Genomic DNA, 25,010 nt, shown 5'->3' on the forward strand with positions numbered 1-25,010 from the left:
ATATTACCTATTATTAACCAAATATTTTTCAAAGCGGCCCTGATCATTAGGCGCAATGTTGGCTTCAATGTGGACGCCGTCTTCTTCGTAATTTTCACTCAAAACTTGAGCATTCTCATGCAAATAAGCCAGTTCCTTGCCTGCACTTAATGGGAGGTTCAGGTTGAGCTTCTCGTAGTTGGAGAATACGCGCTTAGTAATCAAATCGGCCAGCAATTTGATCGACTTAGGATCGATTGCGGAATAAAGAATGTCGCTGCCTTCAATCTGGGGGTAATTGCGATCAGTCTTATCGGCCTTGTTGTAGGCGGTGATCATTGGGATACCCTTTACGCCAATTTCATTCAAAACGTTCTGCGTAGTGCGGATCATCTGCACCATGTTCGGGTCAGAAGCATCGACCACGTTGATTAAGAGATCGGCATCTTTAGTTTCTTGCAAAGTTGCCTTGAATGATTCAACTAGGTTGTGAGGCAGTTTTGAGATAAAACCAACGGTGTCAGAAAGAATAAAGCTGAAGTTGTCTTTGAGATCAATGCGCCGCACGCTAGTGTCAAGCGTTGCAAACAGCATGTTTTTGACGAAGACTTCCTTGCCGCTGCCTTCTTTTGAAAATTCTTTGAGCAAACCGTTCATTGTAGTGGACTTACCGGCGTTGGTGTAGCCAACAAGGGCGACTTTAGGGATGCGGCTTTGGTTACGGCGAGCCGACTTGATCTCTTCTTGACTGGCAACGGCCTTAAGTTCCTTCTTAATAGCGGAAATTTGCTTGCCGATTGTCCGGCGGTTCATTTCCAGCTTACTTTCACCGGCACCACGGTTGGCGAAACCACCACCACGCTGCTGGTCCAAGTTGTTCTCGGAAGGGTGAAGACGTGGCAACTCATATTGCAATCTGGCGAGTTGCACCTGCAGTTTGGCCTGCTTAGTGCGAGCACGACTGGCAAAAATTTCCAAAATTAATTCAGTTCTGTCGATGACCCGCATCTTGGTTAACTTCTCAAGGTTACGGATTTGCACTGGGGTTAATTCATCGTTTAAAACTAAGACCTTGGCCTTCAAGCCTTGGGCCATTGTTCTGATTTCGTTAATCTTGCCGACACCGAAGTAAGTCCCGGCAACGATTGATTCTGCGTTTTGGTAACTTTGTCCCACGACCTCCATGTTGTCAGCTTCAGTTAAGTTGGCCAGTTCAGTCATGTAGTAGTCAAAGTTAGGATCGTTTAAGTTCACACCTGCAATGTAGGCTTTAGTTTTTTTAGGTTGATTATCAATCATTCAAACACCTCTTTTAACGTTATATATCTATAATCTTATTCTATTACAATGGGTAGTTAATTGAAAAAATGTGAATTATTAAGTACATATTATTGCCAATAAATAATAATATCTTTTCGTAATTGTTGTAGATATAATTATAAAAAGAGTTAGCAGGTAATTAACTGATAACAAAAATATGGAAATTTGTAGAAAATTATAGAAATATTTACCATAATATTCATTAGAAAGTTAAACATGGAAGTGAATATTATGACAATTTTAAAACCTAAAGATGTCGCTGATCGTTTAGGAATAACCACTAGAACCCTCCAAACATGGGATCGAAAGGGTATTTTTAAAGCTAAGCGCTCTCCTACTAATCGCAGATTCTATACAGAAGATCAAATAAATCAATATTTGAGCAAAAATAGTCTATGCTCAAATAAAAAACAAGTTGCTTATGCCAGAGTATCAACTTCTGGTCAAAAAGATGACTTAAAAGATCAATTAAGCTATATTCGACAATACGCTAACGCACAAGGTATCGTATTAGACGAAGAAATAAGCGATATTGGCAGCGGCTTAAACTATAAACGGCAAAAATGGAATAATCTTCTAGACGAAGTAATGAACAATAAAATAGATAAAATTTATATTACTTATAAAGATAGATTTATCCGTTTTGGCTATGATTGGTTTGAAAACCTATGTAAAAAGCATGGGACTGAAATAATTGTTTTGAATAATATTGACACTAGTCCTGATAAAGAACTGGTTGATGATCTGATAAGTATAATTCATGTGTTTTCATGCAGACTATATGGCTTAAGAAAGTACAAGAAAAAGATTAGAGGCGAATACTTAAATGACGATCAAGACACAAGTAGTTAAGCTAAAAGTTAATAAGACCATGCAAAAGCATCTTGATGCTCTATGCGACTATCGTCGATACTGCTGGAATAAAGGCTTAGAAACTTGGCAATTAATGTATGAAGCTCATACATTAAACAAAAAAGATAATCCCAATCCTAACGAACGCAGAGTCCGTGATGAACTAGTCGCAAATAAAGCCGACTGGCAATATGATTTGTCTGCCAGATGTTTACAATTAGCGATTAAAGACTTAGCTAATGCTTGGAAGAACTTCTTTGATAAGTCACAACCTGATTGGGGAATACCTAGTTTTAAATCTAAGAAAGCTCCCAGACAAGGCTTTAAAACTGATAGAGCTAAGATCGTTAATGGTAAGCTTCGCCTTGATCGCCCAAGAAGCATTTCAAAAGAGTCTTGGTTTGATTTAAAAAGCTATGAAGCTCTAAAGATGGATGAAGTCAAAGTAGTAAGTGTCTTCAAAGAAAAAGATAATTATTATGCGGCTCTTCCTTATGAAGAAGAAATTGAACTAAAAGCTAAAACCCAGCAAAAGACAGCAGTTGATGTCAATGTTGGCCACTTTAACTATACCGAGGGGCAAATCAATATTTTGCCTGCTAAATTGCAAAAGCTTTATAAGCGTATTAAGCATTATCAAAGAATGCTGGCACGTAAAAGAAAAGTTAACGGTAAGTTAGCTACAAAATCAAATAATTACTTTGCAGTGAGAACCAAACTGCAAAGAGATTATCGCAAAGCAGCTAATATTCAAAACGATCTATTACAAAAATTTACTACTAAGCTTGTTAATAATTACGATCAAATTGTAATTGAAGATTTGGCAGTCAAAGAAATGATGATGACGCATGTAGCTTCAAAAGGAATGCAGAGATCACTTTTTAGCAAGTTTAGACGAATACTAACTTATAAGTGTGATTGGTATGGCCAAGAATTAATCTTGGCTGATAAAACATACCCATCAACTCAAAGATGTGCTGCGTGCAGTTATGTCAAAAAAGGCGAGGAAAAGATCACTTTGCAGGGCAATAAAAAGCATGGTACCAAACATAATGAGTATGTCTGTTATGAGTGTGGCTACAAGAATGATCGAGATGAAAATGCAGTTTTAAATCTTTTAGCTTTGGCAAAATAAAGAAAATAAACAGGGCTGGCTAGGTCCTTAAGCTGTAAGAGCTAGTCAATGTGATTACTCCTATTTGGAATATCAGAATACTAGTGAAGACGACAGTAAATGAAACAAAGAAAGGAAAAATATATCTTTCTGATATGTAGAAAATTCGTATTCTTCTACATATTTCTATGTTTTATATAGCAGTAGATATAAATAAGTCTAAAAAGAGAAAGACCATCTTAATAAATCAGTTAAGAGGATATGGTATTTCATTAATAGATGATGAATTGACGACCACTGTAAATATTAATCATTTTGCTGAAGCAAAGAATCGTAATAGTATAATTAAAGAACTACAGAGATAATATTTATATTAGTATACTAACCTAAAAGGCTAGTGCACTTTTTTATTGCATGTAAGAAGTTAGTATTACATGTTCAACATATTTGAAAAAAACACGATTATTTAACGTGGAAAGCCGTTACAAGCCTGTAAAAAAGCTAGTATCAGTTATATAATAAGGAAGTTGTATAAATAAATAAGGGGATCAAAATGGCAGAAAATAATCAACCAAATAATGATGTACGTCGCCATCACCACCATAGACATCACCGTCATCACCATCGTAAGTTTTGGCGTTGGTTCTGGATTGTGATCGGCGTTATTGTAGTCATTGCACTTTTTGTTTGTGGTATGGTTTATAAGAACTTACGCGATACCACGCAAAATATGTATACTCCCGTTGCTAAGACAACTAAGAGCAACAAGGGACGTAATCTTGATAATTTGCTAGCGCAGAAGAAACCAATCAATATTCTTTTGCTCGGTACTGATACTGGAGCAATGGGACGTAGCTGGAAAGGACGTACTGATACCATCATGATGATGGCAATTAATCCTAAGACTAATAGTACGTCAATTGTATCTATTCCACGTGATTCAAATGCAATCTTCCCAGATTTCCCGCAATATGGAGTAACGAAGATTAACTCAGCTTATACACTAGGCGGAGTTGGTGAAACAGTTAAGACACTGGATAAATACTATAGTGTGCCAATTGACGGTTACATTATGATCAACATGGGTGGTCTTAAGAAGGCTATTGATCAAGTTGGTGGTATTGATGTAACTTCACCATTGACTTTCGACAATATGGGATACCACTTCCAAGAAGGTAAGACCTACCATATGGATGGTAAGAAGGCATTAGCTTTTGCTCAACTTAGACATGGGGATCCACGTCAAGATTATGGTCGTCAAGACCGTGATCGCCGTGTTGTCATGGCACTTCTTAAGAAGTCTATCTCACCTACTACACTACTTAATACTAAATTCTTGAATTCAATCTCAAGTGAAATGCAAACTGACTTGACTATGAATCAAATGTACAAGATCGGGATGGATTATAGAAATGCAACAGATAACTTGTCACAAGATCATGCTCAGGGTGTAAGTAAGCAAACTCAGAATCCTAAGTTTGGTACTATGGAAATCGAAGTAGTAAGTAGACAAGAAAGACAAAGAGTGTCTGATAAATTAAGAGCAGCGTTAGGTCTTCCTAAGGTAAGAGTTGCTGCTAATAGTGCCAGCTATGTCATGAATCGCTAGTATAAGGAAAGAGATATGGAACAAAAACAAGAACAAGAAAATACAATCGATCTTACCCAATTATTACGCATTTGCCGTAAGCATATCTGGGCATTGATTCTATGGAGTGTAGGTCTTGCCTTAGTCGGCTGGGGAGTTTCAGAATTTGTAATTTCTCCTAAATATACTTCAACTGCTCAATTATTAGTTAACCAAAAGAGTCGTAACAATGATCCAAACGCAGCTTATGCGACTCAACAAGCTAACATGCAGATGGTTACTACTTATAAAGACATCGTAACAAGTAACAAGATTTTGACAGAAGCCTCTAATCGTTTAGCTAATCCAACTGTTGTTGTGAAAAAGGCACAAAAAGCAGTGTACAGAACTGATGAAAACGGCAGAAGAAGATTAGTGAGAAAAGCTCGCCCAGCTGTAATTGAACGAAGCGGCAAGAGCTATTCAGTTTCTGCAAAAGAACTTGCTAAGAGTATTTCAGTAGGTACCCAACAACAATCACAAGTCTTCTCAATTTCAGCTAAGGCTGATACACCAGCTAAGGCAAAGGCAGAAGTAAATGCAGTAGCTGAAACTTTCCGTAAGGAAATTCCTAATATTATGAGTGTCAATAATGTAACAATTGTGGGAAATGGTACTAATGGTGTTCAATCATCACCTAACGTTAAGCTATTTACCCTAGCCGGCTTCGTAGTTGGTTTAGTATTGAGCTTAGCTGTAGTTATTATTCGTGAAATGAGTAATACTACTGTCCGTGACGATGAATTCTTAACTCGTGAATTAGGCTTAACTAACTTAGGTCAAATTGCTCACTTCCACTTGTCATCTTCATTTACTATTAAAAAGAGTGCAAGTATGACTAATCGTGGACAAACTAAGAGACGTAGAGTATAAGAGTAGGAGGACAAAATGCCATTATTTAAGAAAAAGCGTGGTACAGATGAAACCATTAAAAATGGTGCTAAGTTAATCACTGTAGCTAAGCCAAAGAGTCCAGTAGCTGAACAATTCCGTACTGTTCGTACTAATATTAACTTTATGGCAGTGGATCATGACATTAAGTCTTTAGCATTTACTTCTGCTAATATTAGTGAAGGTAAATCTACCGTGGCTGCTAACGTTGCTGTCACTTATGCTCAAGCAGGTCGTAAAGTCTTATTAGTCGATGCCGACTTACGTAGACCTACAGTGCATTCAACCTTTAACTTAAGTAATCATGTTGGTCTTAGTACAGTTATCTCTTCTACTGCTAAGGAAGTTGATCTTGATAGCGTAGCACAAGAGAGTGGCGTAGATAATCTTTACGTGTTAACGGCTGGTCCGATGCCACCTAACCCAGCAGAACTGATTGGTTCTAAGCGTATGCGTGACTTTGTTAAACTTACCGAAGAACGCTACGATTTGGTTATTATCGACTTGGCTCCTGTTCTTGAAGTATCTGATACACAAGAACTTGCTAGTCACTTAGATGGGGTTGTCTTAGTAGTTCGCCAAGGTAAGACGCAAAAGATGGCTATTAAGCGTGCTGTTGAAATGCTTGAATTTGCAAAGGCACGTATCTTGGGTTACGTCATGAATGATGTAAGTTCTGATAATGCGGGTTATGGCTATGGTTACGGATACGGCTATGGTTATGGCTACGGAGAAGAAGATACAAAGAAAAAAGGATTGTTCTCTAAGTTTAGGAAGTAATTATGACTTTAGTTGATATTCACTGTCACATTTTGCCAGGGATTGATGATGGATCAAAAGATTGGGAAACATCAATTAAGTTGGCAAGGGATGCTGTAAAAGATGGTGTGACACATGCGGTGTGTACACCACATACGTTAAATGGTAAATACATTAATCATAAAAAAGACGTGATTCGGTTAACTGAAAACTTTCAAGATATGCTTGATGAGGCAAAGATTCCATTAACAGTATTTCCTGGGCAAGAAGTGCGTATCTCAGGAGATTTACCTGAAGCACTCGACAATAATGACATTCTCTTCTTAGATGAAGAGGGACAATACATGTTATTGGAATTTCCAAGTGATGATGTACCAACTTATGCTAAAGATATGATCTTTAGCATTCAACAACGTGGTATTACACCAATTGTTGTGCATCCGGAACGTAACAGTAGGATTTTGAAGGAGCCACACATCTTGCAAGAATTGATTGAACAAGGTTGTCTAGTTCAAATTACTGCTAGTTCATATGTTGGAACTTTTGGCAAGAAAATTGAAGAAATGTCACGCAAGTTTATCGAAGCAGGCCAATGTGCCTGTTTTGCTTCGGATGCGCACGATTTGCCAAAAAGGCAATACCAATATAGTGAAGCATTAAAAAAGTTGAGCAAGGAGTTCGGGAGTGATCTTGCTCAGCAGTACCAAGATAATGCTCGCGCATTTGTAAATGGGGACAATGTGCAACTAGATTGGCGACCGCTTGGCAAAAAGAAAAAATTTTGGCTATTTTAATTTGCAAATCTGCAGATTTGTGCCATTAGCTGAATATTTGTGCTATATTGACTGAAAAGTGGGTTTATTTTACAAAAAAGTACTATAAATATATGACATTGAGGGTAAGAGGAAAAATGATGGTAATGGAGAAACTAAAAGTTAATCCGGCTAAAGTGCATGGGCGGTATGTTTATCACGCAGTGAAAAGATTGTGTGATATTATCGCGAGTGCAATCGGATTGATTCTGCTGTCTCCATTATTTTTATTTTTAATAATAAAAATAAGACATGAAGACGGTGGACCAGCATTCTATTCGCAAGAACGAATTGGAAAGAATGAAAAGCCATTCAAAATGTGGAAATTTCGTTCAATGGTGGTTAACGCCGATCAGATGATCGATCAACTGGAAGATCAAAACGAAATTGAAGGTGCAATGTTCAAGATTAAGGATGATCCAAGAATTACTAAGATTGGGCATACTATTAGAAAATATAGTCTTGATGAGTTGCCACAGCTCTGGAATGTGTTAATCGGTGACATGTCTCTTGTTGGACCACGTCCGCCTCTACCATCAGAAGTAGAAGAGTATACCGATTATGATAAGCAGAGATTGCTTGTGATGCCGGGATGTACAGGGTTATGGCAAGCTACCAAGCGTAATGAAGCTGACTTTGACGAGATGGTCTGGCTTGATATCGTGTATATCAACCATTCTGGATTGTTTGAGGACTTTAAGTTAATCGTTAAAACCGTGTTGGTTATGATTCATCCGAATGGAGCTTATTAAGTATATTTAAGGACATATAGCGTGAACAAAACGAAAGATTTGACTTTTTCAATCGTAGCTTACAAGAATTACAATCAAATAATTAATGCGGTAAATACAATTAATAAATTTACTCCTAATTATAGTAAAGAAATATTAGTAGTTGATAACACCGAGGATGAAAATAGAAAAGACTATTCCAAGGATATTAATCAGCTTTCTAAACTAGATAATGTAACTCTTATAGCAAATAAAGCCAATTTGGGCTTTGGTAAAGCTAACAATATTGCTTTGCATAAGGCGCAAAGCAATTTTTTTGTTATTTGCAATCCAGATATTCTTTTAATTGAGGATTCGTTCAGTAAAATAATTCCATATATAAAAGAAAATCCTAAAATTGGCGCGGTTATTCCAAAACTAATTGATAAAAACCATAAAATTGAACCTGTGTATCGTAGAGAATTAACAATATGGGACGTATTTATTCGCTATTTCCATCCATTTAATTCTTTCCAAAAAAGAAGGGCTTACCATACTATGCAGGATCAAGATTTCTCTAAACCATTTAAAGTTCCATTTGGTCAAGGTAGCTTCATAGTAGTTAGAACTGATCTGATGAAGCAATTAAAGGGTTTTGACGAAAGATACTTCATGTATGTTGAAGATGCTGATCTTTGTAAAAGAATAAATCAAGTTTCAACTTTGGAATATTTCCCATATACTTCTGTAATTCATTTGTGGGAAAAGGGATCACACAAGAATCCTAAATTGATGAAGTGGCATATTCAGTCTATGGCTAAGTATTTTAAAAAATGGGGATCAAAATGAATTTAAGAAAATATTGTTGGGCCATACGAGCTTTATTCTTTAAATTTAGATTTGGTAAATGTGGAAACCTTACATATATTGGAAAAACTACAAATATTTCAAATAATGCTAAAAATATAAGAATAGGAAATAAAGTCAGAATTTATCCTGGATTACGCGCTGAAATTGTAGATTCTCAAGGTAAGATTACTATTGGTGACGATGTAAGTATTGGTCAAAATCTTCAAATAACATCTTATAAAGGTGATTTAAAGATCGGTAATCAAGTTACAATTGCTGCTAATGTCTTAATATCTAATAATGATCATACGTATTATGAGTTAGATAAAAGTATATTAAGACAACCATTGATCTACAAAGAAACTAGTATTGACGAGGGTTGCTTTATAGGCTACGGTTCGGTGATATTGGCTGGAGCTCAACTTGGAAAGCACTGTGTTGTCGGAGCTAATAGTGTAGTAAAAGCAGGAAAGTATGATGATTACTGCATCTTAGTAGGCTCTCCTGCTAGGGTAGTAAAAAAATATAATAAAACAACCAATAAGTGGGAATCGATTAAATGAAAACTATTGTTATATCGGGAATTAATATAGTTGATGGTGGTGCCAAGTCTGTATATGATGATCTACTAAATGCCATTGTTTCAACGAAACAATATGAAAGAAACAATTTCATTCTTTTAGTTTCTAGGAAAAATTTATTTAAAAAATACTGGCCTTATTTTAAGATAATAGAATTTCCTAAATCTAAGCAGCATTGGATAAATCGACTTTATTACGAATATTTTTATTTTAAAAAATTGTCTAAAAAAATAAAGCCAGATATATGGCTTTCATTGCATGATATTACTCCGAATGTGGTAGCTGATAAAAGATACGTATATTGTCATAATCCTAGCCCTTTTTATAATATGAAGCTAAGTGAAGCAAAATATGGTTGGAAATATTATTTATTTTCTAAATTCTATAAATACTTATATAGAATAAATATCCATAAGAATACAGCAGTAATTGTTCAGCAAAATTGGATGGCAGATGCATTTAAGAAAATGTATCATTTGGATAATATAATTGTTGCTAAACCATCTGTCTCTACTCAAGAGATCCCCAGAGTAAATAAAGAAAGCAAGAAATATAGTTTCATTTATCCTTCATTTCCAAGGCCTTTTAAAAATTTTGAGACTTTATGTAAAGCAACAAAAAAATTAAATGAAGAGGGATTAAAGAATAAATTTGAAGTATTTATCACTTTAGATGGTACAGAGAATAAATATTCTGGATTATTGAAAAAAAGGTATGGAAATGTTTCTAATTTGAATTTTATTGGATTACAGTCTAGAAAAAGTTTGTATGATTATTATTCAAGATTAGATTGTCTTGTGTTTATGTCTAAGTTAGAAACATGGGGAATGCCAGTTACTGAATTTAAGCAAACGGGTAGACCAATTATCTTATCTGATTTACCTTATGCTCATGAAACTGCTGAAAAATATAGTAATGTCGCATATGTGAATCCTGATGATTTTATATCTTTATCTGAACAAATGAAAAAAGCTATATTCTCTTATCGATTTGACTATAAATTGGATAAACACAACATTAAGTTAGAATTTAAAAATTTCGATAATTGGAACGAATTAACAAAAAGTATGTTTAAGTGAAAGCTGAATTTTTTATTAATGAACAAAATAACATTGATTTTACCTTATTTTGGTAAAAAATTTCCAAATACATTTCCATTATTAATAGATTCTATGAAAAAGAATATTGATATTCAATTTTTAATATTTACGAATATCAAAGATGAAGCATTAGAGTCCAATACTTCGTCTAATATTTCCATAGAATATACTACTTTAACTAATATACGTGAATTGGCTTCAAGTAAGCTAAGAGTAAATGTTAATTTATACACTCCTTATAAATTATGTGATTTAAAACCATTTTATGGAATAATTTTTGAGGATTACTTAAAGAAATCAGATTGGTGGGGATATTTTGACTCAGATATTGTTTTTGGTAATTTGAGTTCTTTTATCAAAAATGATGTATTTAAACAGTATGATAGAATTTTTACTCATGGGCATTTAACATTTTATCGTAATGATAAAAATGTAAATAATATAGTTTTGCATAATTTTTCAGATCCAGCAATTCCTGAGTATAAAAGAGTACTGACTGATAAAGAAATATATGGATTTGATGAATGGGGATTTGGAAAAAACAAAGGTAGAGGCATTTCCTGGGGAATTGATAAAACCAAAATACTGAAACAATATGATAATTTGAGTTTGTTTGCTGATATTTTGCCGGGAAAGTTTAATTTCGAAATGACTTCGGGTTCAAAAATCAGATATTTTATTTACGATAAGGGTAATTTATCTGCTGTGAAGGAAAATAACAGTATTATAAATTTATTATATGCCCATTTTCAAAAACGCCCAATGATTTTTAAAGATATAGATTTAAATAAAAAAATATATATTTTTCCGAATTATTTTACAAATGAGCAGAAGTATAATAATTCAAATGAAGAGAAAAAAAGATGGAAAAATTTTTATTTAAAGTACCGTGTAAATCATATTATTAAGAATCTAAATATGTCTTATTTAAAAAAACGAGTAAGTTTTATTAATAGCGAAAAGTAATTTTAAATTTTCATTTGAGTGGATGGAGTAGAGTATGCAGAGAACTTTAACAAATTAAGTTTTCAAATATTAGATATATAATATTTGAAAAATATATGTAAAGGATAAAAATTAGTAAGATGTAAAAGGATAATTATATGATAACAATTTCCAAAGCTAAAAAATTTTATAGAGTAGCATTTGCTATATTTATAATATCTTTTTGTTTAACAGGAATAAGAGGATTGAAAGTTCCTTCTTGGATAATTTCGATAACTTCAGTTGGATTAATGTTACTGTTGATATCATGCTTTCTAATGTCCTATAAGAAATATTTTTTTAAGACATCTAATATATATATTATCGGCATAATTTTAATGATTGTTCTTTTTCTGTGTACATTTAAAGAAATGCCTATAACTTTATTGATGTGTATTCTATGTTGCTTTTTACCATATTATGATATTATAGAAATATTTTTATACTCTATGAGTATAGTATTCATAATTGAGGCCATTTTGGGTGGTCAGAATTATTTACTTATTAGTAAAAATACTACGGGATATTTACTCTTGTGTTTTGCATTAGCTGCTATACATTTTATACATAGTAAAAAAACAAATGTTTTTATAGATTGGATAATATTAATTATCTTCTTTATTTTTACTGGGCAAGTTATTAATTCTAGAACTTCTGCTTTATTAATTTTGTTTTTTGGCTTGATCTATGAAACTAATTTCTTTGGTAAAATATCTCATATTAAATTATATTTGATTACTCTATTACCACTTTTTTTAATAGCTATAAGTTTATTTTTTGCTCGAAATTATGGGAATATCAATTGGATCAGTGATATAAACATTTTTTTATCAGGTAGAATTTCTATTTGGAGTTCTGATTGGAATTTTTATCATATTACACTCTTCCCTCAAGCTATTATTTCAAAAGGTTTTTACTTTGATCCGTCCGTAGGTTATGGTTGGGATATTTATGCTGCAGATGGTTTATATGCTCTAGGAGTATTTTTATATGGCTTAGTAAGCTTTTCAATATTAATATTTAGTTTAATGTATTTATTGAATAAGGTAGCAAAACAAAATAATACTAATAATCAATTTTATATATGTACTATTTTAGTCATGACATTATATTATTTCAGTGAAACACAGGTAATGAATGGTAAGGCTTCATTTCTATTACCTTTGGCAGTTTCCTCATTGATTACGTTAAATACATTAAAGATGGATAATAAATAAGGTTAGAAAATGAGAGATATAATTATTTCAGTAATAATAGCGGCATATAATGCATCAAATACAATCGATAATTGTATACAGAGTCTTTTAGATCAGAAATATAAGAAATTTGAGATTATTATTGTGAATGATGGTTCAACTGATAAGACTTTAGAAATTTTAAACAAGTATAATTCTTTATCTTATGTTACAGTCGTAAGTCAAACTAATATGGGACCATCTGCTGCTAGAAATACAGCTCTTAAATTAGTGCAAGGAATATATGTTACTTTTGTAGATTCTGACGATAAGGTGAAGCCAAATTACTTGTCGAGTTTAATAAAAGGATATTCTTTTAAAGATGTCGATTTGAGCGTGACAGGAATAGAACAAAGATTTTTAAATGACAAAGTAAAATCTGCTTCAGATTATTTAACAGGAGAAAAAAGCTCTAAAGACTATTTACCATATATGATTTCGGATGGTGGTCCTCAGGGCTTTTTAGTGAATAAACTTTGGAAAACAAAAATAATAAAAAAGTATAACTTGCATTTTGAAGAAAATCTAATCATGCAAGAAGACTTGCTTTTTAATGTTCAGTACGTAATACATACTAATAAAGTATATATAGGAAATGAGCATACTTACATTTATTATCTACATAATAGTAGTTTAAGTAACGGTATGATTAGTAATAATAAAAATTCCAAAAAAGTGTTTTATGATGGTATAAAGGTTTGGAAAAAAATCTATGATTTAATCTCTTGTGTAAATCCAGTTGCTGCAAGTATTGTAAAGGTTAACTTAGCAAAACAGTATATGTATTATTTGAGATGGTTGTATCTTCATGATAACAAAAATTTAGCTACAATAAGAAAAATAAGAAAGATAGTATTTAAAAATAGTTCTTTGATTTTACATAGTCATACAGTACAACTTAAAACTAAAATTGCTACTATTTTAGTTATGTTTTTCCCACATTTAATAGTGTTAATAGATGATCTGAAATTAAATAGATTGAAGCAATAGCTAATTTAAGGAAGAGAAATTTTTATGAAAGAAAAGACGTTATCAATTATCGTCCCTGTGTATAATGTGGAAAAATATATTTTTGATTCAATAGATAGTATTATTTCAAACGTGGATGATTTAGATAGTTGGTTGGAAATTATATTGGTAGACGATGGATCTACAGACAATAGTGGAAATATTTGTAATCAATACGCTTCAAAATATTCCTTTATCAAAGTAATTCACCAAAAAAATCAAGGACAATCAGTGGCTAGAAACAATGCATTAAATTTTGCAAATGGTAAATGGATAACATTTGTGGATAGTGATGATGTAGTTAGAACGGATTACTTATCTATCTTATTATCAAATATTAAAAATAGTGAAGATGCTGACATTATTATGTTTAGATATAAAATGTTTAATAATGATGATGACATTAGGAATGAAGTAAATCATACTGGTACTTATTCAGAAAATAAATTAATAGCGTTATCTAAATCAGATGCGATGTATTATATTACAACTGAAGAAATAGGTAATTATATGTGGAATAAAATTTTTAGACGAAAATTATTTCAAAATATAAAGTTTCCTATTGGAAGACGATATGAAGATATTGCTGTATTGTATAGATACTTTCAGTTAGCACAAAAAATTTGTTTATATAACGATTGCTTATATTTTTATAGACAGCATCCAAATAGTACAATACATGTAAAAGATCCTCAGGAAAAGATAAATCTATTAAAGGAATCTATACGTGCTAGAAGTGAACAGTTAGATTTCTTTAAAGAAAGAAAATATACACGGGCTTATAAAAATGCAAGTCGATATTTTTTAGCAGATGAAGCCTTTTATGTAATATGGACTAATCAATATTGTAAAACTAAGGATGAAATGTATGAAGAAGCAAAAAAATATGTACGTTCACATACACCTAAAATAAGTGATGGTAAAAAAGTGTATTTATTTGTTAAGTTATATACTTTGTTTCCAAAATTAGTTGAAAAATGTCTCCAAGTTACTAAATAGAATATATTATAATAAACATTTATAAAAATATGAAAAAAAAATCATTAGGATTAAATGCACTGCTTAATGGTATAAGAAGTGTTTTAAATTTGTTATTTCCATTGATTACTTTCCCATATGTATCAAGAGTGCTTTCAGTTGAAGGAATTGGTATTTATAATTTCTCTATTACGTATATTGGTTATTTTCTTTTAATAGCTGGTTTGGGGATAGCAACTTATGCTATTCGTGAAGGTGCAAAATATCGGGAAAATAAAAATGAAATGGATAAATTTTCGAGTCAAATTTTCAGTTTAAATATGATAGCAACAGTAATAGCTTATCTATTGTTATTTGGTTCGTTAATAATATTTCAAAATTTACATAATTACATTTCGTGTATATTAATTTTTAGCTTACAAATATTATTTACTACTTTAGGAACAGAGTGGATTTATACAATCTATGAGGATTATGCTTATATAACAATAAGAAGTATAATCTTTAAAGTGATTTCGATTGTTCTATTGTTTTTATTGGTTAGAAAACCAGAAGATTATTTAATTTATGCTGCCATTACAGTTCTTTCGGCTGTTGGATCTAATTTACTGAATTTTATACATGCAAGAAGTTTTGTTCATATCAAACTAACAACTAAAACTAATTGGAGATATCATCTAAAGCCTATTTTAGTAATATTCGCTTCTGCTATAGCAGTTACAATTTATGTTTCTTCGGATACAACTATTTTAGGTTTATTAAAAGATGATTATGCAGTAGGAATATATAGCACCTCGGTTAAAATTTATCAAATAGCTCAAGGATTATTGTCGGCTTTGTTAACAGTTACAATTCCTCGTTTGGCGTTCCTATGGGGACAGAAACGTATTGGTGAATACAACAAAGTTCTATCTAAAGTTTTAGATTCTTTAGGAATTCTTGTTTTACCTGCTTCTGTTGGTTTAATAATGCTTAGTCGAGAAGTGGTTTTAATTATTGCCGGTGAAAAATACTTACCATCAGTAAATTCACTTCGCATTATTTCATGGGCAATAATTTTCTCAATTTTTTCTTGGATTTTTTCAGATTGTGTATTAATTCCTGCTAAAAGAGAAAATTTAGTTTTACGTAATACAATTATTACTGCTATTGAAAATATAATTTTGAACTTTATTTTAATTCCATTTATGTCATATGATGGTACATCCCTTAGTACGGTAATAGCTGAATTTACTGTTATGATTATGAATGGCTACTCATGTTGGGATATTATCAAACCGGTAATTTTAAAGAAGGATACGTTAAAAAATCTGCTTGATTCTATTGTTGGATGTGTAGGAATTGTAGTTGTTTGTTTGTTATGTGATTTTGGTTTTGAATTTATGATTCTTAAAACTATTTTTTCAGTAGTTCTTTCTATCATTATGTATGGTGCAATTCTTGTATTGTTAGGAAACAAGAATGCATATTCCATGCTTGATAGAGCTAAGATAATTTTAAAGAGTAAGTTGTAATACCCTTAAAAATAGAGGCAAGTGATTAATTGCTTGACTCTATTTTTAAACACGTAAAGCATGTTTAGATTGGTTCAGAGATGTGATTATTGCTCCAGATGTTTCCAATTAGATTACTATAGCTATTACAGAAGATTTTTTATCCATTATCAATTGATGTCGAAATTATAATTTCAGATACTAATACAGAAGATAGGATGAATGTGGAATTTTGCTTTGATTTTGATAATATGTGAAAGGTTATCCAGAATTAAAGAAAATATTCGGCTTGGGGGAATATTATGGAAAATACTGAGACAAGCTTACTAGAGAAACTCAGAAACGATTTGAATGAGATTGTATCTAATAATGAAGTTTTTAAGAAGACGCAAGATGATCTGAATCGATTTTGTGAAACTCGTTCAGTTGTTATAACGGCTACAGAATTAGAAGAGATATTCAAAGATTGCTACCACGAATTAGTATCTCTCGAAAATAAAGGCACTCTTACTGTAGAGCAAACCGCATTGTTAACCGATCTAGATGAACTTGAAGATTATTGGGTTCATAGAAAGTAAATGGAAGGTGGGCGCATCCCTGTTGGGATGCGCTTTTTGTTTTGGTTGATATTTTGCTGTAAAGTAAGCGTCGTAAGCGTCATATAACCGAGTATCTTTTTTAGTCCGTATTTTTCAGGTATTCTAATCTCATCAATTTAATGGAGGTTAAGAATATGATCGAAAAACAACAACCCATTGTGGCACTTGGCCACTCTTCTAAGCCTAAGAAGGCTCGTCCACCACGCAATAATCTGTTGCTTAGTTTAAAGAAGAATGACTTAGAACTGAACTTCTACAGTAGTTTAGATACTGAAATTATGAATAAGCTGCTTGAGAAAGTCTTGCCATGATTAAGCTCAGTGACTTAGGGCAAGTCTATATCGTTTGCGGCAAGACGGATCTGCGTAAAGGCATTGATGGACTAGCAACTTTAGTCAAAGAACAGTTTGAACTTGATCCTTTTAGCGGCAAAGTCTTCCTCTTTTGCGGCGGAAGCAAGGACCGCTTCAAAGCCCTTTATTGGGACGGACAAGGTTTTTGGCTGTTATACAAAAGATTTGAAAATGGAAAATTGAACTGGCCCAGGAATCAAAATGAAGTTCAAGCTTTATCTTCTGAGCAGGTCGACTGGCTAATGAAGGGCTTCGCAATCAATCCAAAAATAAAGAACACGAAAGCGTGCGAATTCTACTAACACTTGACATCGCACGCTTTTTTGATATTCTTTTAACTAATAAATTTAGGAGGAAGTTTAACTCATGTCACAAGAAAATTTGGAAAAGATTATTGCACAACAAGCAACTACTATTCAAAACTTAACTGATGAAATCAAGCTCCTCCGTGAACAAGTAGCTTACTTAACGCAAAAACGTTATGGCAAATCTTCAGAACAAATGCCTTTAAATGGACAAACAAGTCTCTTTGATGAACCTGATGCTCAAGATGACGGAGAACGTCCCCGACGCCGCCGTTCAGACTATTACTTATAAAAGACAAGCTCACAAACGAAAGCGTGCTGACTTACTAGCTGCCCTTCCAGCTGAAGAGGTTCACCATGAATTAGGCGACAAGCATTGTCCTGATTGTCATCATGAACTGATTGAGATAGGCAAGCAGTCAGTTCGCCAAGAATTATTGTTTATCCCAGCTCAACTTAAAAGGCTAGACCATATCCAACATGCTTACAAATGTAAATATTGCAGTCAAAGAAATTATAGCGACAAGATCATTAAAGCTGCAGTACCTAAAGCTCCCCTAAACCATGGTCTAGGTTCAGCTTCACTCATCGCTCATTCACTTTATCAAAAATATGAAATGAAGGTGCCGGACTATCGCCAAGAAAGCGACTGGAAGAAGATGGGACTAAAAGTTTCAAGACAGATGTTAAATTATTGGGATTTGAAAAGCAGTCAATACTACTTTAAACCAGTGTATGATCTGCTTAAGCAAAAGCTGTTAATGCGGCCAATTTTACATGCCGATGAAACTTATTACACAGTCTTAGAAAGTAAAACAATCAAGACTTACTATTGGGTCTTCCTTTCAGGCAAACATGATCAATACGGGATTACACTCTATCATCATGATCCTTCCCGGAGTGGCAAGGTTGCCTTAAACTTTTTAGGAAACTATCCCGGTTATTTGCACTGTGATATGTGGCAGGCTTATGAGCAATTGCCGAAAGCAACTTTAGTTGGCTGCTGGGCTCATGTTAGAAGAAAGTTTCACGAAGCCGTACCACAACAGGCTTCTGAAAAGTCCCTTGCCCAAAAAGGACTCAACTACTGCAATCGCATGTTTTACTTAGAACAAACCTGGGAGAATTTGAGCAAACAAGAACGTTACCAGCTAAGACAAGCAAAGCTCAAGCCTCTGATGCAAGAGTTCTTCAACTGGTGTGAGAAAAATAAAATCACCGTTTTGCCAGGCTCTAAATTGGGAAGAGCCATTAATTATACCCTCAAGCATCAAGCTACTTTTGAGCATGTCTTGCTTGATGGCAATTTAGAATTATCTAACAATAAGGCCGAACGCGCTGTAAAATCACTCGTCATGGGCCGGAAGAATTGGTTATTTTCTCAAAGTTTTGAGGGTGCTACTGCAAGTGGCTTTATTCTAAGCTTAATTGAAACTGCCAAGAGAAATGGCCTTGATCCTGAAAAGTACTTGAATTATTTGCTTCAGAAATTACCGAATGAAGAGATTCTGGATTCGGAAACCCTTGAAGCTTATTTACCGTGGCAAGAGAAGATCCAGATAAATTGTAAATAAAAGAACTTAAATAACCGTCTCAGTATAACAGTAACTGGGACGGTTTTTAAGTACACTATTTTATTTGACACTTACAATAATGTTGTATAATTTGAGTGTTAGTAAAGTGTGGCTCTGGTAATCTTCAGTGAGAGGTTATTGGGGCATTTTTAGTGATATGGATATTTTAAGGTATAGTTGCTGTGTGAATGAATAAACAAAGAGATTACAACGCAGGTCAAATCAAGATTATTTGACTATTGATTAAGAATAAGAGATGAATTTTCCCATCTTTTCTTTTATCCTGAATAGTTCTTATTAAGGATGGTACAAGTAGAAGTAATTAAATGGCTTATGGGGAGAAAAGCGACAATTTATTTTAACAAAAATATATTTATAAACAGTAATTAAGCAACCTATAGAAAATAGAGATATACAACATGAATAGTAAACTAAAATATAATGATGCAATTAATGGTGCACTTTATCCATATGATTTTTTGAATCGAGAAATTTGTAAGCCTGAGTGGGATAATTTAGAAAATGCATTAAACGATACTAGGGTGACTAATATAGCAATATCCGCTCCGTATGATACTGGTAAAACTAGTTTTCTTTTAAGCTTTTTTACTCAAAAGCATATGGATTATTTAAAAAAAGAGTCAGATATTCCAGTATCTGAATATGAATTAAGGAAAAAAGCAAGAAAAGATATTACAGAGAATAAAACAAATTTTAGTTTTATTAATTTGCCCAATTTCTTTTTAAAAAAGGAAGGAAAAGAATCCGAAATTGAACTAGAGAAAGATATTATTGGGCAACTTTTATTTAGTTCCAATCCTTGGTACTATCCTGATTCAAAAATTAGAAGATTAAAAGAATATCCTTTTTGGAGTATAGGAATAGCATATATATTAATCGCAACTTTTATTTCACTTGGAGTAGCACTATTTAATAAGAAACTAAATGATCTAACTGATATTTTTCAGTATTATAATAGCTTATCAAATAGTGCTAAAACTTTCGTATTTCTTGGTCTCGTATTAGGATTTTGTATTTTTTATTTTTGTGTGCATTATTTTTCTAAAATTTCTTGGACTTTATCAAGTAATTTTGGAAATAAAATAGAACTTTCAGGTCAATACAAGTCTGATGATCCAAATGTTGTTAATAAAGACTTGTTGCTCCTTTATGGAGATGAACTAAAGTATTATTTTAAAAAAAGTAGAATAAAATATGTAATTTTTGAAGATCTAGATAGATATAATCAACCACTTATTTTTCAACGGTTACGACAGTTGAATATAAACTTAAACAAAGGTAAACAACGTATTGTCTTTATTTATACTTTGAAAGATTCAGTTTTTAATCAAAGAGTTACTTCTGCTAATGAGAATATTAAATCTGATGAAAATGATGATGATGGAGAAACTGATAACGGTAATGCTGCTGAATTAAAAAGTAAATTTTTTGATTATATTATTTCGCTTATGCCGACTACTAGTTTTCAAAATTCTAAGGGAAGATTTAAAGATGAAATTAGGAATTACCGTATTTTAAGAAGAAATGATAGTGAGAAATCCCAATCTAATAATAATGATGAGATATATGACGGTAAGATTGATGAAAAGTATTTGGATGGACTGGGTAACTTTATATATGATACAAGAGAAATAGTAAGTATTATATCTGAAGTTGCTACATATGCTCAAAAATTATCTGATAGGAATATTTCAATTGATAAATTATTAGGTGTAGTGGTCTATAAAAATGAATATCCAGAGGACTTTGAAAATATTATAAATGGTACCTCTAAAATAAGTTGCTTAATGCAAAATCGATTTATCTTTTATGAAATTGATAAAGAAGAAGCGACCAAACAAGCTTCAAATTTGAAATCGTTAGATACTTCTAAAGCAGAGATAGAGGATAAAAAGTATAGTGAAATTATAAAGAATTTCCTTGAGAAATATCCCACTACAGATGATTTAGTAACAGTAGTAGAGAAAACCGAAGATTTTAAGGAGCTAGATTCCCAAGAACGACATTTGTTAAAACAAAGTATAGCTCTCGTTTATGATGAAAAATTGATCCGCTATTTACTTATAGAAGATTTATTAGATCCAACTTATTGTGAATATATATCCTCAAGTGCATATACTTTATCTTTATCTGACCGGATATTTGTTCAAAATGTATTAAGTTATCATTTATATAATAAAGATCAGAAATTGGATAATGCAGAAGAAGTAAGAAAAGAATTAGATTCGGCTGGAGCAAATTATAAATTTGCGTATTCATCCGATTTAATTATTAATTTAATATCGTCTAAAGATTTGATATCAGAAATAGAAGATTTTATTATTCCAAGTGAGATTGCTAAAATATTGCAAACTGCAAGAAAATTAGATGATATAGATATAATTTCTAATGTGATAAAGAAGGTAGAGTATTTTACAAATAGTAAAGAACTTCTATCTATCTTTATACATTCTATAATGTATGCATGGCCAAATTTTTATAAATTAATTGGTGATACAAGTGTTAATAGTGATGCATATCCTAATAGTCAAAATATTATAGAAGCAATTTTGATCTATTTAAGTTCTAACAATGATGAAGAATTTAAGGCTTTATTAAATAAAGATTCCGTATTAGATCTCCCTGCTTATGTGAGAGAAATAAATAAATTAAGTTTAAGAAAACTTAGCAATATTGATTATCAATTTGAAGATTTAACTTTTATTCAAGGTAGTTCTCGAGCTTTAGTAAGTCTTGTAAAGAAGAATAATTATCAAAAGAATACAAAGAATTTTGAAATTATTATGAACCAACTTTTACATACAGATTTTAGTGAATTATTGAAAAATAAAGATATTTATCATCTTGATGATGAGTTTATAAAAGATAATATATTTAGTTATTATTCTTCCATTAATCAATATAAATTAACTAGTTTAACTGAATTGGCTAAGTATTTTAATAAATTATTGAGTGATAAGCATGAATTACAAAGTTATGATGTCAAAATATTAACACTTTATTCAAATAAAAATGTAATATCATCTACAAGTGATATATCTGAATTTTTGAATAGCATTAATTTTGTTCAATTAGTTAATGAAAAATCGATTGATAGTAAATTTATTAAGAGACTGATTGAAGCTGATAAACTGATTTATAGCAAAGAAATATTTGAAAATCTGTATGCTGATGATAAACAAATTGCATTAGAGTATGCATGGAAATATGAGAATGAAGACAATATTTCTGATTTCTTCTATGAAAGACTTTGGAAATTCATTATGGATTATCTTGAAAGAAGTCGGTATCAAACTGAAATTGTTGACATGATTGATAATCAAGAAAATCTAAATTTTACTGAATCAGATTGTTCAAATGAATCAATAAAAATAATGCTGAATAAAACCAAAAATGCAAAGGTTATCAGACACATTATGCAATTTCGATCATTATCTGAGGATAACCGCGGTTTAATAATAAATAGAATCTTTTCTGATCTTAGATTTAAACAAAAGTTCTCTAGGGAAGAAGTTAGTCAATTTATATTTAATACTCCTATTTTTATTAAAACTTGGGTATTTGATGGGAAACATGAAGTGGTTAATAAAGAATTAATAGACGAATATAAAGATCAGTTTAATTTACTGTATAACAATATCCCTCAAAGTTTTAAAAAGAAGGGGACTAATAAATTTATCTTTTTAAAGAAGTTTAAATTATGGTTAATTTAGTATGTTGGATATAGGTGTAAACAGTTAAGAGATATGATTGTAAAAATAACCACGTTATGATTATGTGGTTATTTTTACACGAATTAAGTGATATAGATTTAAAAAGATGGGACTGTAAAATAGTTTGTGTAAGGATGAATGATTCCTTAAATTAATTTCTGAAAACATTAGAAAAAGGAGTTCCTTTCTCGTATGATTGGATTGAACAAAAAAACAACATACAGAAAGAAGAACTCCTTCATGAATGATTTTACCAAAAATATGGCTCAAGCACTCCAATAATCAAGACAAAGTTAATGATTTTTTGCGCAAGGAAATTCAAACTGCAGTTAATCAATTGCTTGAAGCTGAATTGACTGCCTTTTTAGGCTGTGATCCTTATGCAAAAAGCGGATGGAACTCTGGCAATTCCAGAAACGGCATCTATTATCGCAAGGTTGATACGCAGTTTGGCCAGATCGAAATTCAGGTTCCCAGAGACAGAAACGGCGAATTTCATCAGCACACTCTGCCTGACTACAAGCAGCACTCGGACGTCCTGGAAAGCATGATTATCAAGCTTTATGCCAAAGGCGTCACTACCAGAGAAATAGCCGATCTGATTGAAAAGATGTACGGCAGCCATTACAGTCCGGCTCAGGTATCAAATATTTCCAAGCAAATGATTCCAAAGGTTGAAGCCTATCACAAACGCAAGCTTAGCGACAGTTTCTTTTGCGTTTATCTTGACGCAACGTATCTTCCGCTGTGCCGAGAAACGTTTGAGCGTGAAGCCGTCTATATTGCCATCGGCATCAGGCCCAATGGCCATAAAGAAGTAATCGACTACTGCATAGCACCCAGCGAAAACGTCGAAGTTTGGACTGAAATGCTTCAAAACATGAGATCGCGGGGTTTGAAGCAAGTCGAGCTTCTCTTGTCTGACGGTGTTGTCGGCATGAAAACAGCTCTGGCAAAGACTTATCCCAAAGCACATTTTCAGCGCTGCCTGGTTCATGTCATGCGCAATATTTGCAATAAAGTGCGTGTTGACGATCGTGAGACAATCATGAACGATTTCAAGCAGATTCATAGGCAGCCTAACAAGACAGCCGCTGTACAAACTCTTCATGCATTCTATGACAAATGGAACAAGGCATACAATCATGTCATTAGGAATCGAAAAGACATTGAGCCTGATCTATTGGTCTTTTACAACTATCCCAAACAGATCAGACCCTCAATCTATTCCACCAACATGATTGAATCCTTTAACAATGTCGTTAAACGCAAGGCAAAGCCCAAAGCAGAGTTTCCAAGCGAGCAGTCGCTTGATACTTTCATTGGCATTCAGGCAATAAGCTACAATGATCGCTACTTCAACCGAATCCATAAAGGCTTCGGCCAAGTGCAGGATACATTGGAATCCTACTTTGACTAAGAAAAAATTAAAAAATCAATTTACGAGAAAGATCTATTTACACAAACTATTTGACAGTTTCAATATTCATGGTATTGCTAACTGGAACGATAATAGTACAAGAATGGGAATTTATAAAATATATAATATAAAGAGTGGTAAATTATCAGCTCCTATTTTTGGTGTAGATGGTCATGATATTTTATCTGCTGGTAATCATCAAACCCTAAATCTGGATGATCCAAGAATTATATTTACTAAGTCATTTAGATTAATAGATAATAATGTTAATTTAATGAGAGGTAAAGATCATCAATTTCAAAGTAAGGTAGATAAACTTGTATTTTTTGGACATTCATTGGGTAGAGCAGATTACTCTTATTTTGAAACTTTGTTTGATCTTTACGATATATATAACAGCAATGTTGAACTAGATTTTTATTACCATACTCATAATGAGAGTTTAAAAGATAGAGAATCAGAGAGAACCGTTCTTCGTCATATAGTTAATTTGTTGACTTCTTATGGTCAAACATTATCCGATCAACATGGTGAAAATATCGTTAATAGATTAGTGTTGGAACAAAGATTGAATTTGTTGCCAAGTCCGGAAATGTAGAATTATATTGCTTTTTGATAGATATTTTAAAACGGAAAAAGGTAGATCAAAACATAATATAAAATTGATAATGTAAAATATAGAAAAAACTATTTGAATACTATATACTGTGCTGGTAAATGAAAAGTATCTATA

General features: G+C 32.4%; 24 protein-coding genes and 1 pseudogene. 24 read left to right on the forward strand and 1 reads right to left on the reverse strand.

The window, feature by feature from the left end; genetic code table 11:
* Positions 1-3 precede the first annotated feature (3 nt).
* The gene (gene hflX / locus LA20531_RS07195) at positions 4-1,278 is read right to left on the reverse strand and encodes a GTPase HflX (protein ID WP_056940488.1); all 1,275 of its coding nucleotides are present in this window, start codon (positions 1,276-1,278) and stop codon (positions 4-6) included.
* Between the two features lie 252 nt (positions 1,279-1,530).
* On the opposite strand from hflX, the gene LA20531_RS07200 reads away from it, so the two are divergent.
* From LA20531_RS07200 to LA20531_RS07310, 24 genes and pseudogenes are all read left to right on the forward strand, one after another.
* Entirely contained in the window at positions 1,531-2,151 is a 621-nt protein-coding gene (locus LA20531_RS07200; RefSeq protein ID WP_099202376.1) for an IS607 family transposase, read from the forward strand.
* A complete protein-coding gene (locus tag LA20531_RS07205) occupies positions 2,126-3,286 on the forward strand; it encodes an RNA-guided endonuclease InsQ/TnpB family protein (protein WP_099202317.1) in 1,161 nt (386 codons plus the stop codon). The genes LA20531_RS07200 and LA20531_RS07205 overlap by 26 nt, the downstream gene beginning before the upstream one ends.
* A gap of 167 nt (positions 3,287-3,453) precedes the next feature.
* Entirely contained in the window at positions 3,454-3,630 is a 177-nt protein-coding gene (locus LA20531_RS12000; RefSeq protein WP_136860935.1) for a DUF1828 domain-containing protein, read from the forward strand.
* Positions 3,631-3,818: 188 nt separating this feature from the next.
* Complete coding sequence (locus LA20531_RS07210) at positions 3,819-4,874, forward strand: LCP family protein (protein ID WP_014566171.1); 1,056 nt, start codon at positions 3,819-3,821, stop codon at positions 4,872-4,874.
* 15 nt (positions 4,875-4,889) lie between these two features.
* The gene (locus LA20531_RS07215; protein ID WP_056940442.1) at positions 4,890-5,765 is read left to right on the forward strand and encodes a YveK family protein; all 876 of its coding nucleotides are present in this window, start codon (positions 4,890-4,892) and stop codon (positions 5,763-5,765) included.
* A 15-nt stretch (positions 5,766-5,780) separates the two neighbouring features.
* Positions 5,781-6,563 carry a CpsD/CapB family tyrosine-protein kinase gene (locus LA20531_RS07220; RefSeq protein ID WP_056940441.1) on the forward strand — a complete coding sequence of 261 codons (783 nt, stop codon included), beginning with the start codon at positions 5,781-5,783 and terminating at the stop codon, positions 6,561-6,563.
* 2 nt (positions 6,564-6,565) lie between these two features.
* Positions 6,566-7,336, forward strand: coding sequence for a tyrosine-protein phosphatase (locus LA20531_RS07225; RefSeq protein WP_056940440.1), 771 nt, complete (start codon positions 6,566-6,568; stop codon positions 7,334-7,336).
* A gap of 119 nt (positions 7,337-7,455) precedes the next feature.
* Entirely contained in the window at positions 7,456-8,106 is a 651-nt protein-coding gene (locus tag LA20531_RS07230; protein ID WP_056940439.1) for a sugar transferase, read from the forward strand.
* 21 nt (positions 8,107-8,127) lie between these two features.
* On the forward strand, positions 8,128-8,913 hold the full coding sequence (locus LA20531_RS07235; RefSeq protein WP_056940438.1) for a glycosyltransferase: 786 nt from the start codon (positions 8,128-8,130) through the stop codon (positions 8,911-8,913).
* Positions 8,910-9,476 carry an acyltransferase gene (locus LA20531_RS07240; protein WP_056940437.1) on the forward strand — a complete coding sequence of 189 codons (567 nt, stop codon included), beginning with the start codon at positions 8,910-8,912 and terminating at the stop codon, positions 9,474-9,476. The genes LA20531_RS07235 and LA20531_RS07240 overlap by 4 nt, the downstream gene beginning before the upstream one ends.
* The gene (locus LA20531_RS07245; protein WP_056940436.1) at positions 9,473-10,573 is read left to right on the forward strand and encodes a glycosyltransferase; all 1,101 of its coding nucleotides are present in this window, start codon (positions 9,473-9,475) and stop codon (positions 10,571-10,573) included. Before LA20531_RS07240 ends, LA20531_RS07245 begins: the two co-directional genes overlap by 4 nt.
* A gap of 18 nt (positions 10,574-10,591) precedes the next feature.
* A complete protein-coding gene (locus LA20531_RS07250; protein WP_056940435.1) occupies positions 10,592-11,560 on the forward strand; it encodes a DUF6625 family protein in 969 nt (322 codons plus the stop codon).
* Between the two features lie 137 nt (positions 11,561-11,697).
* Positions 11,698-12,795, forward strand: coding sequence for a hypothetical protein (locus LA20531_RS07255; protein ID WP_056940434.1), 1,098 nt, complete (start codon positions 11,698-11,700; stop codon positions 12,793-12,795).
* Positions 12,796-12,804: 9 nt separating this feature from the next.
* Complete coding sequence (locus LA20531_RS07260) at positions 12,805-13,803, forward strand: glycosyltransferase (protein WP_056940433.1); 999 nt, start codon at positions 12,805-12,807, stop codon at positions 13,801-13,803.
* A gap of 24 nt (positions 13,804-13,827) precedes the next feature.
* Positions 13,828-14,820: a glycosyltransferase family 2 protein gene (locus tag LA20531_RS07265; RefSeq protein WP_056940432.1), complete on the forward strand. Its 993-nt coding sequence runs from the start codon at positions 13,828-13,830 to the stop codon at positions 14,818-14,820.
* A gap of 29 nt (positions 14,821-14,849) precedes the next feature.
* Positions 14,850-16,313 carry a flippase gene (locus tag LA20531_RS07270; RefSeq protein WP_056940431.1) on the forward strand — a complete coding sequence of 488 codons (1,464 nt, stop codon included), beginning with the start codon at positions 14,850-14,852 and terminating at the stop codon, positions 16,311-16,313.
* Positions 16,314-16,594: 281 nt separating this feature from the next.
* On the forward strand, positions 16,595-16,870 hold the full coding sequence (locus LA20531_RS07275; protein WP_056940430.1) for a hypothetical protein: 276 nt from the start codon (positions 16,595-16,597) through the stop codon (positions 16,868-16,870).
* Positions 16,871-17,025: 155 nt separating this feature from the next.
* Positions 17,026-17,202, forward strand: a complete 177-nt coding sequence (locus LA20531_RS11250; RefSeq protein WP_013438122.1) for a hypothetical protein — start codon at positions 17,026-17,028, stop codon at positions 17,200-17,202.
* A complete protein-coding gene (gene tnpB, locus LA20531_RS07280) occupies positions 17,199-17,546 on the forward strand; it encodes an IS66 family insertion sequence element accessory protein TnpB (protein WP_005718145.1) in 348 nt (115 codons plus the stop codon). Before LA20531_RS11250 ends, tnpB begins: the two co-directional genes overlap by 4 nt.
* A gap of 64 nt (positions 17,547-17,610) precedes the next feature.
* On the forward strand, positions 17,611-17,841 hold the full coding sequence (locus LA20531_RS07285; protein ID WP_005725993.1) for an IS66 family transposase: 231 nt from the start codon (positions 17,611-17,613) through the stop codon (positions 17,839-17,841).
* Positions 17,795-19,123: an IS66 family transposase gene (gene tnpC, locus LA20531_RS07290; RefSeq protein ID WP_236692594.1), complete on the forward strand. Its 1,329-nt coding sequence runs from the start codon at positions 17,795-17,797 to the stop codon at positions 19,121-19,123. The genes LA20531_RS07285 and tnpC overlap by 47 nt, the downstream gene beginning before the upstream one ends.
* A gap of 419 nt (positions 19,124-19,542) precedes the next feature.
* A complete protein-coding gene (locus LA20531_RS07295) occupies positions 19,543-22,857 on the forward strand; it encodes a YobI family P-loop NTPase (RefSeq protein WP_056940429.1) in 3,315 nt (1,104 codons plus the stop codon).
* Between the two features lie 240 nt (positions 22,858-23,097).
* Positions 23,098-24,277: pseudogene (locus LA20531_RS07305) on the forward strand (IS256 family transposase).
* Entirely contained in the window at positions 24,270-24,875 is a 606-nt protein-coding gene (locus tag LA20531_RS07310; protein ID WP_099202325.1) for a hypothetical protein, read from the forward strand. The pseudogene LA20531_RS07305 and the gene LA20531_RS07310 overlap by 8 nt, the downstream one beginning before the upstream one ends.
* Positions 24,876-25,010: the final 135 nt, after the last annotated feature.

This window comes from Lactobacillus amylovorus DSM 20531 (genome assembly GCF_002706375.1).
In the GTDB taxonomy this organism is placed as follows: Bacteria; Bacillota; Bacilli; order Lactobacillales; family Lactobacillaceae; genus Lactobacillus; species Lactobacillus amylovorus.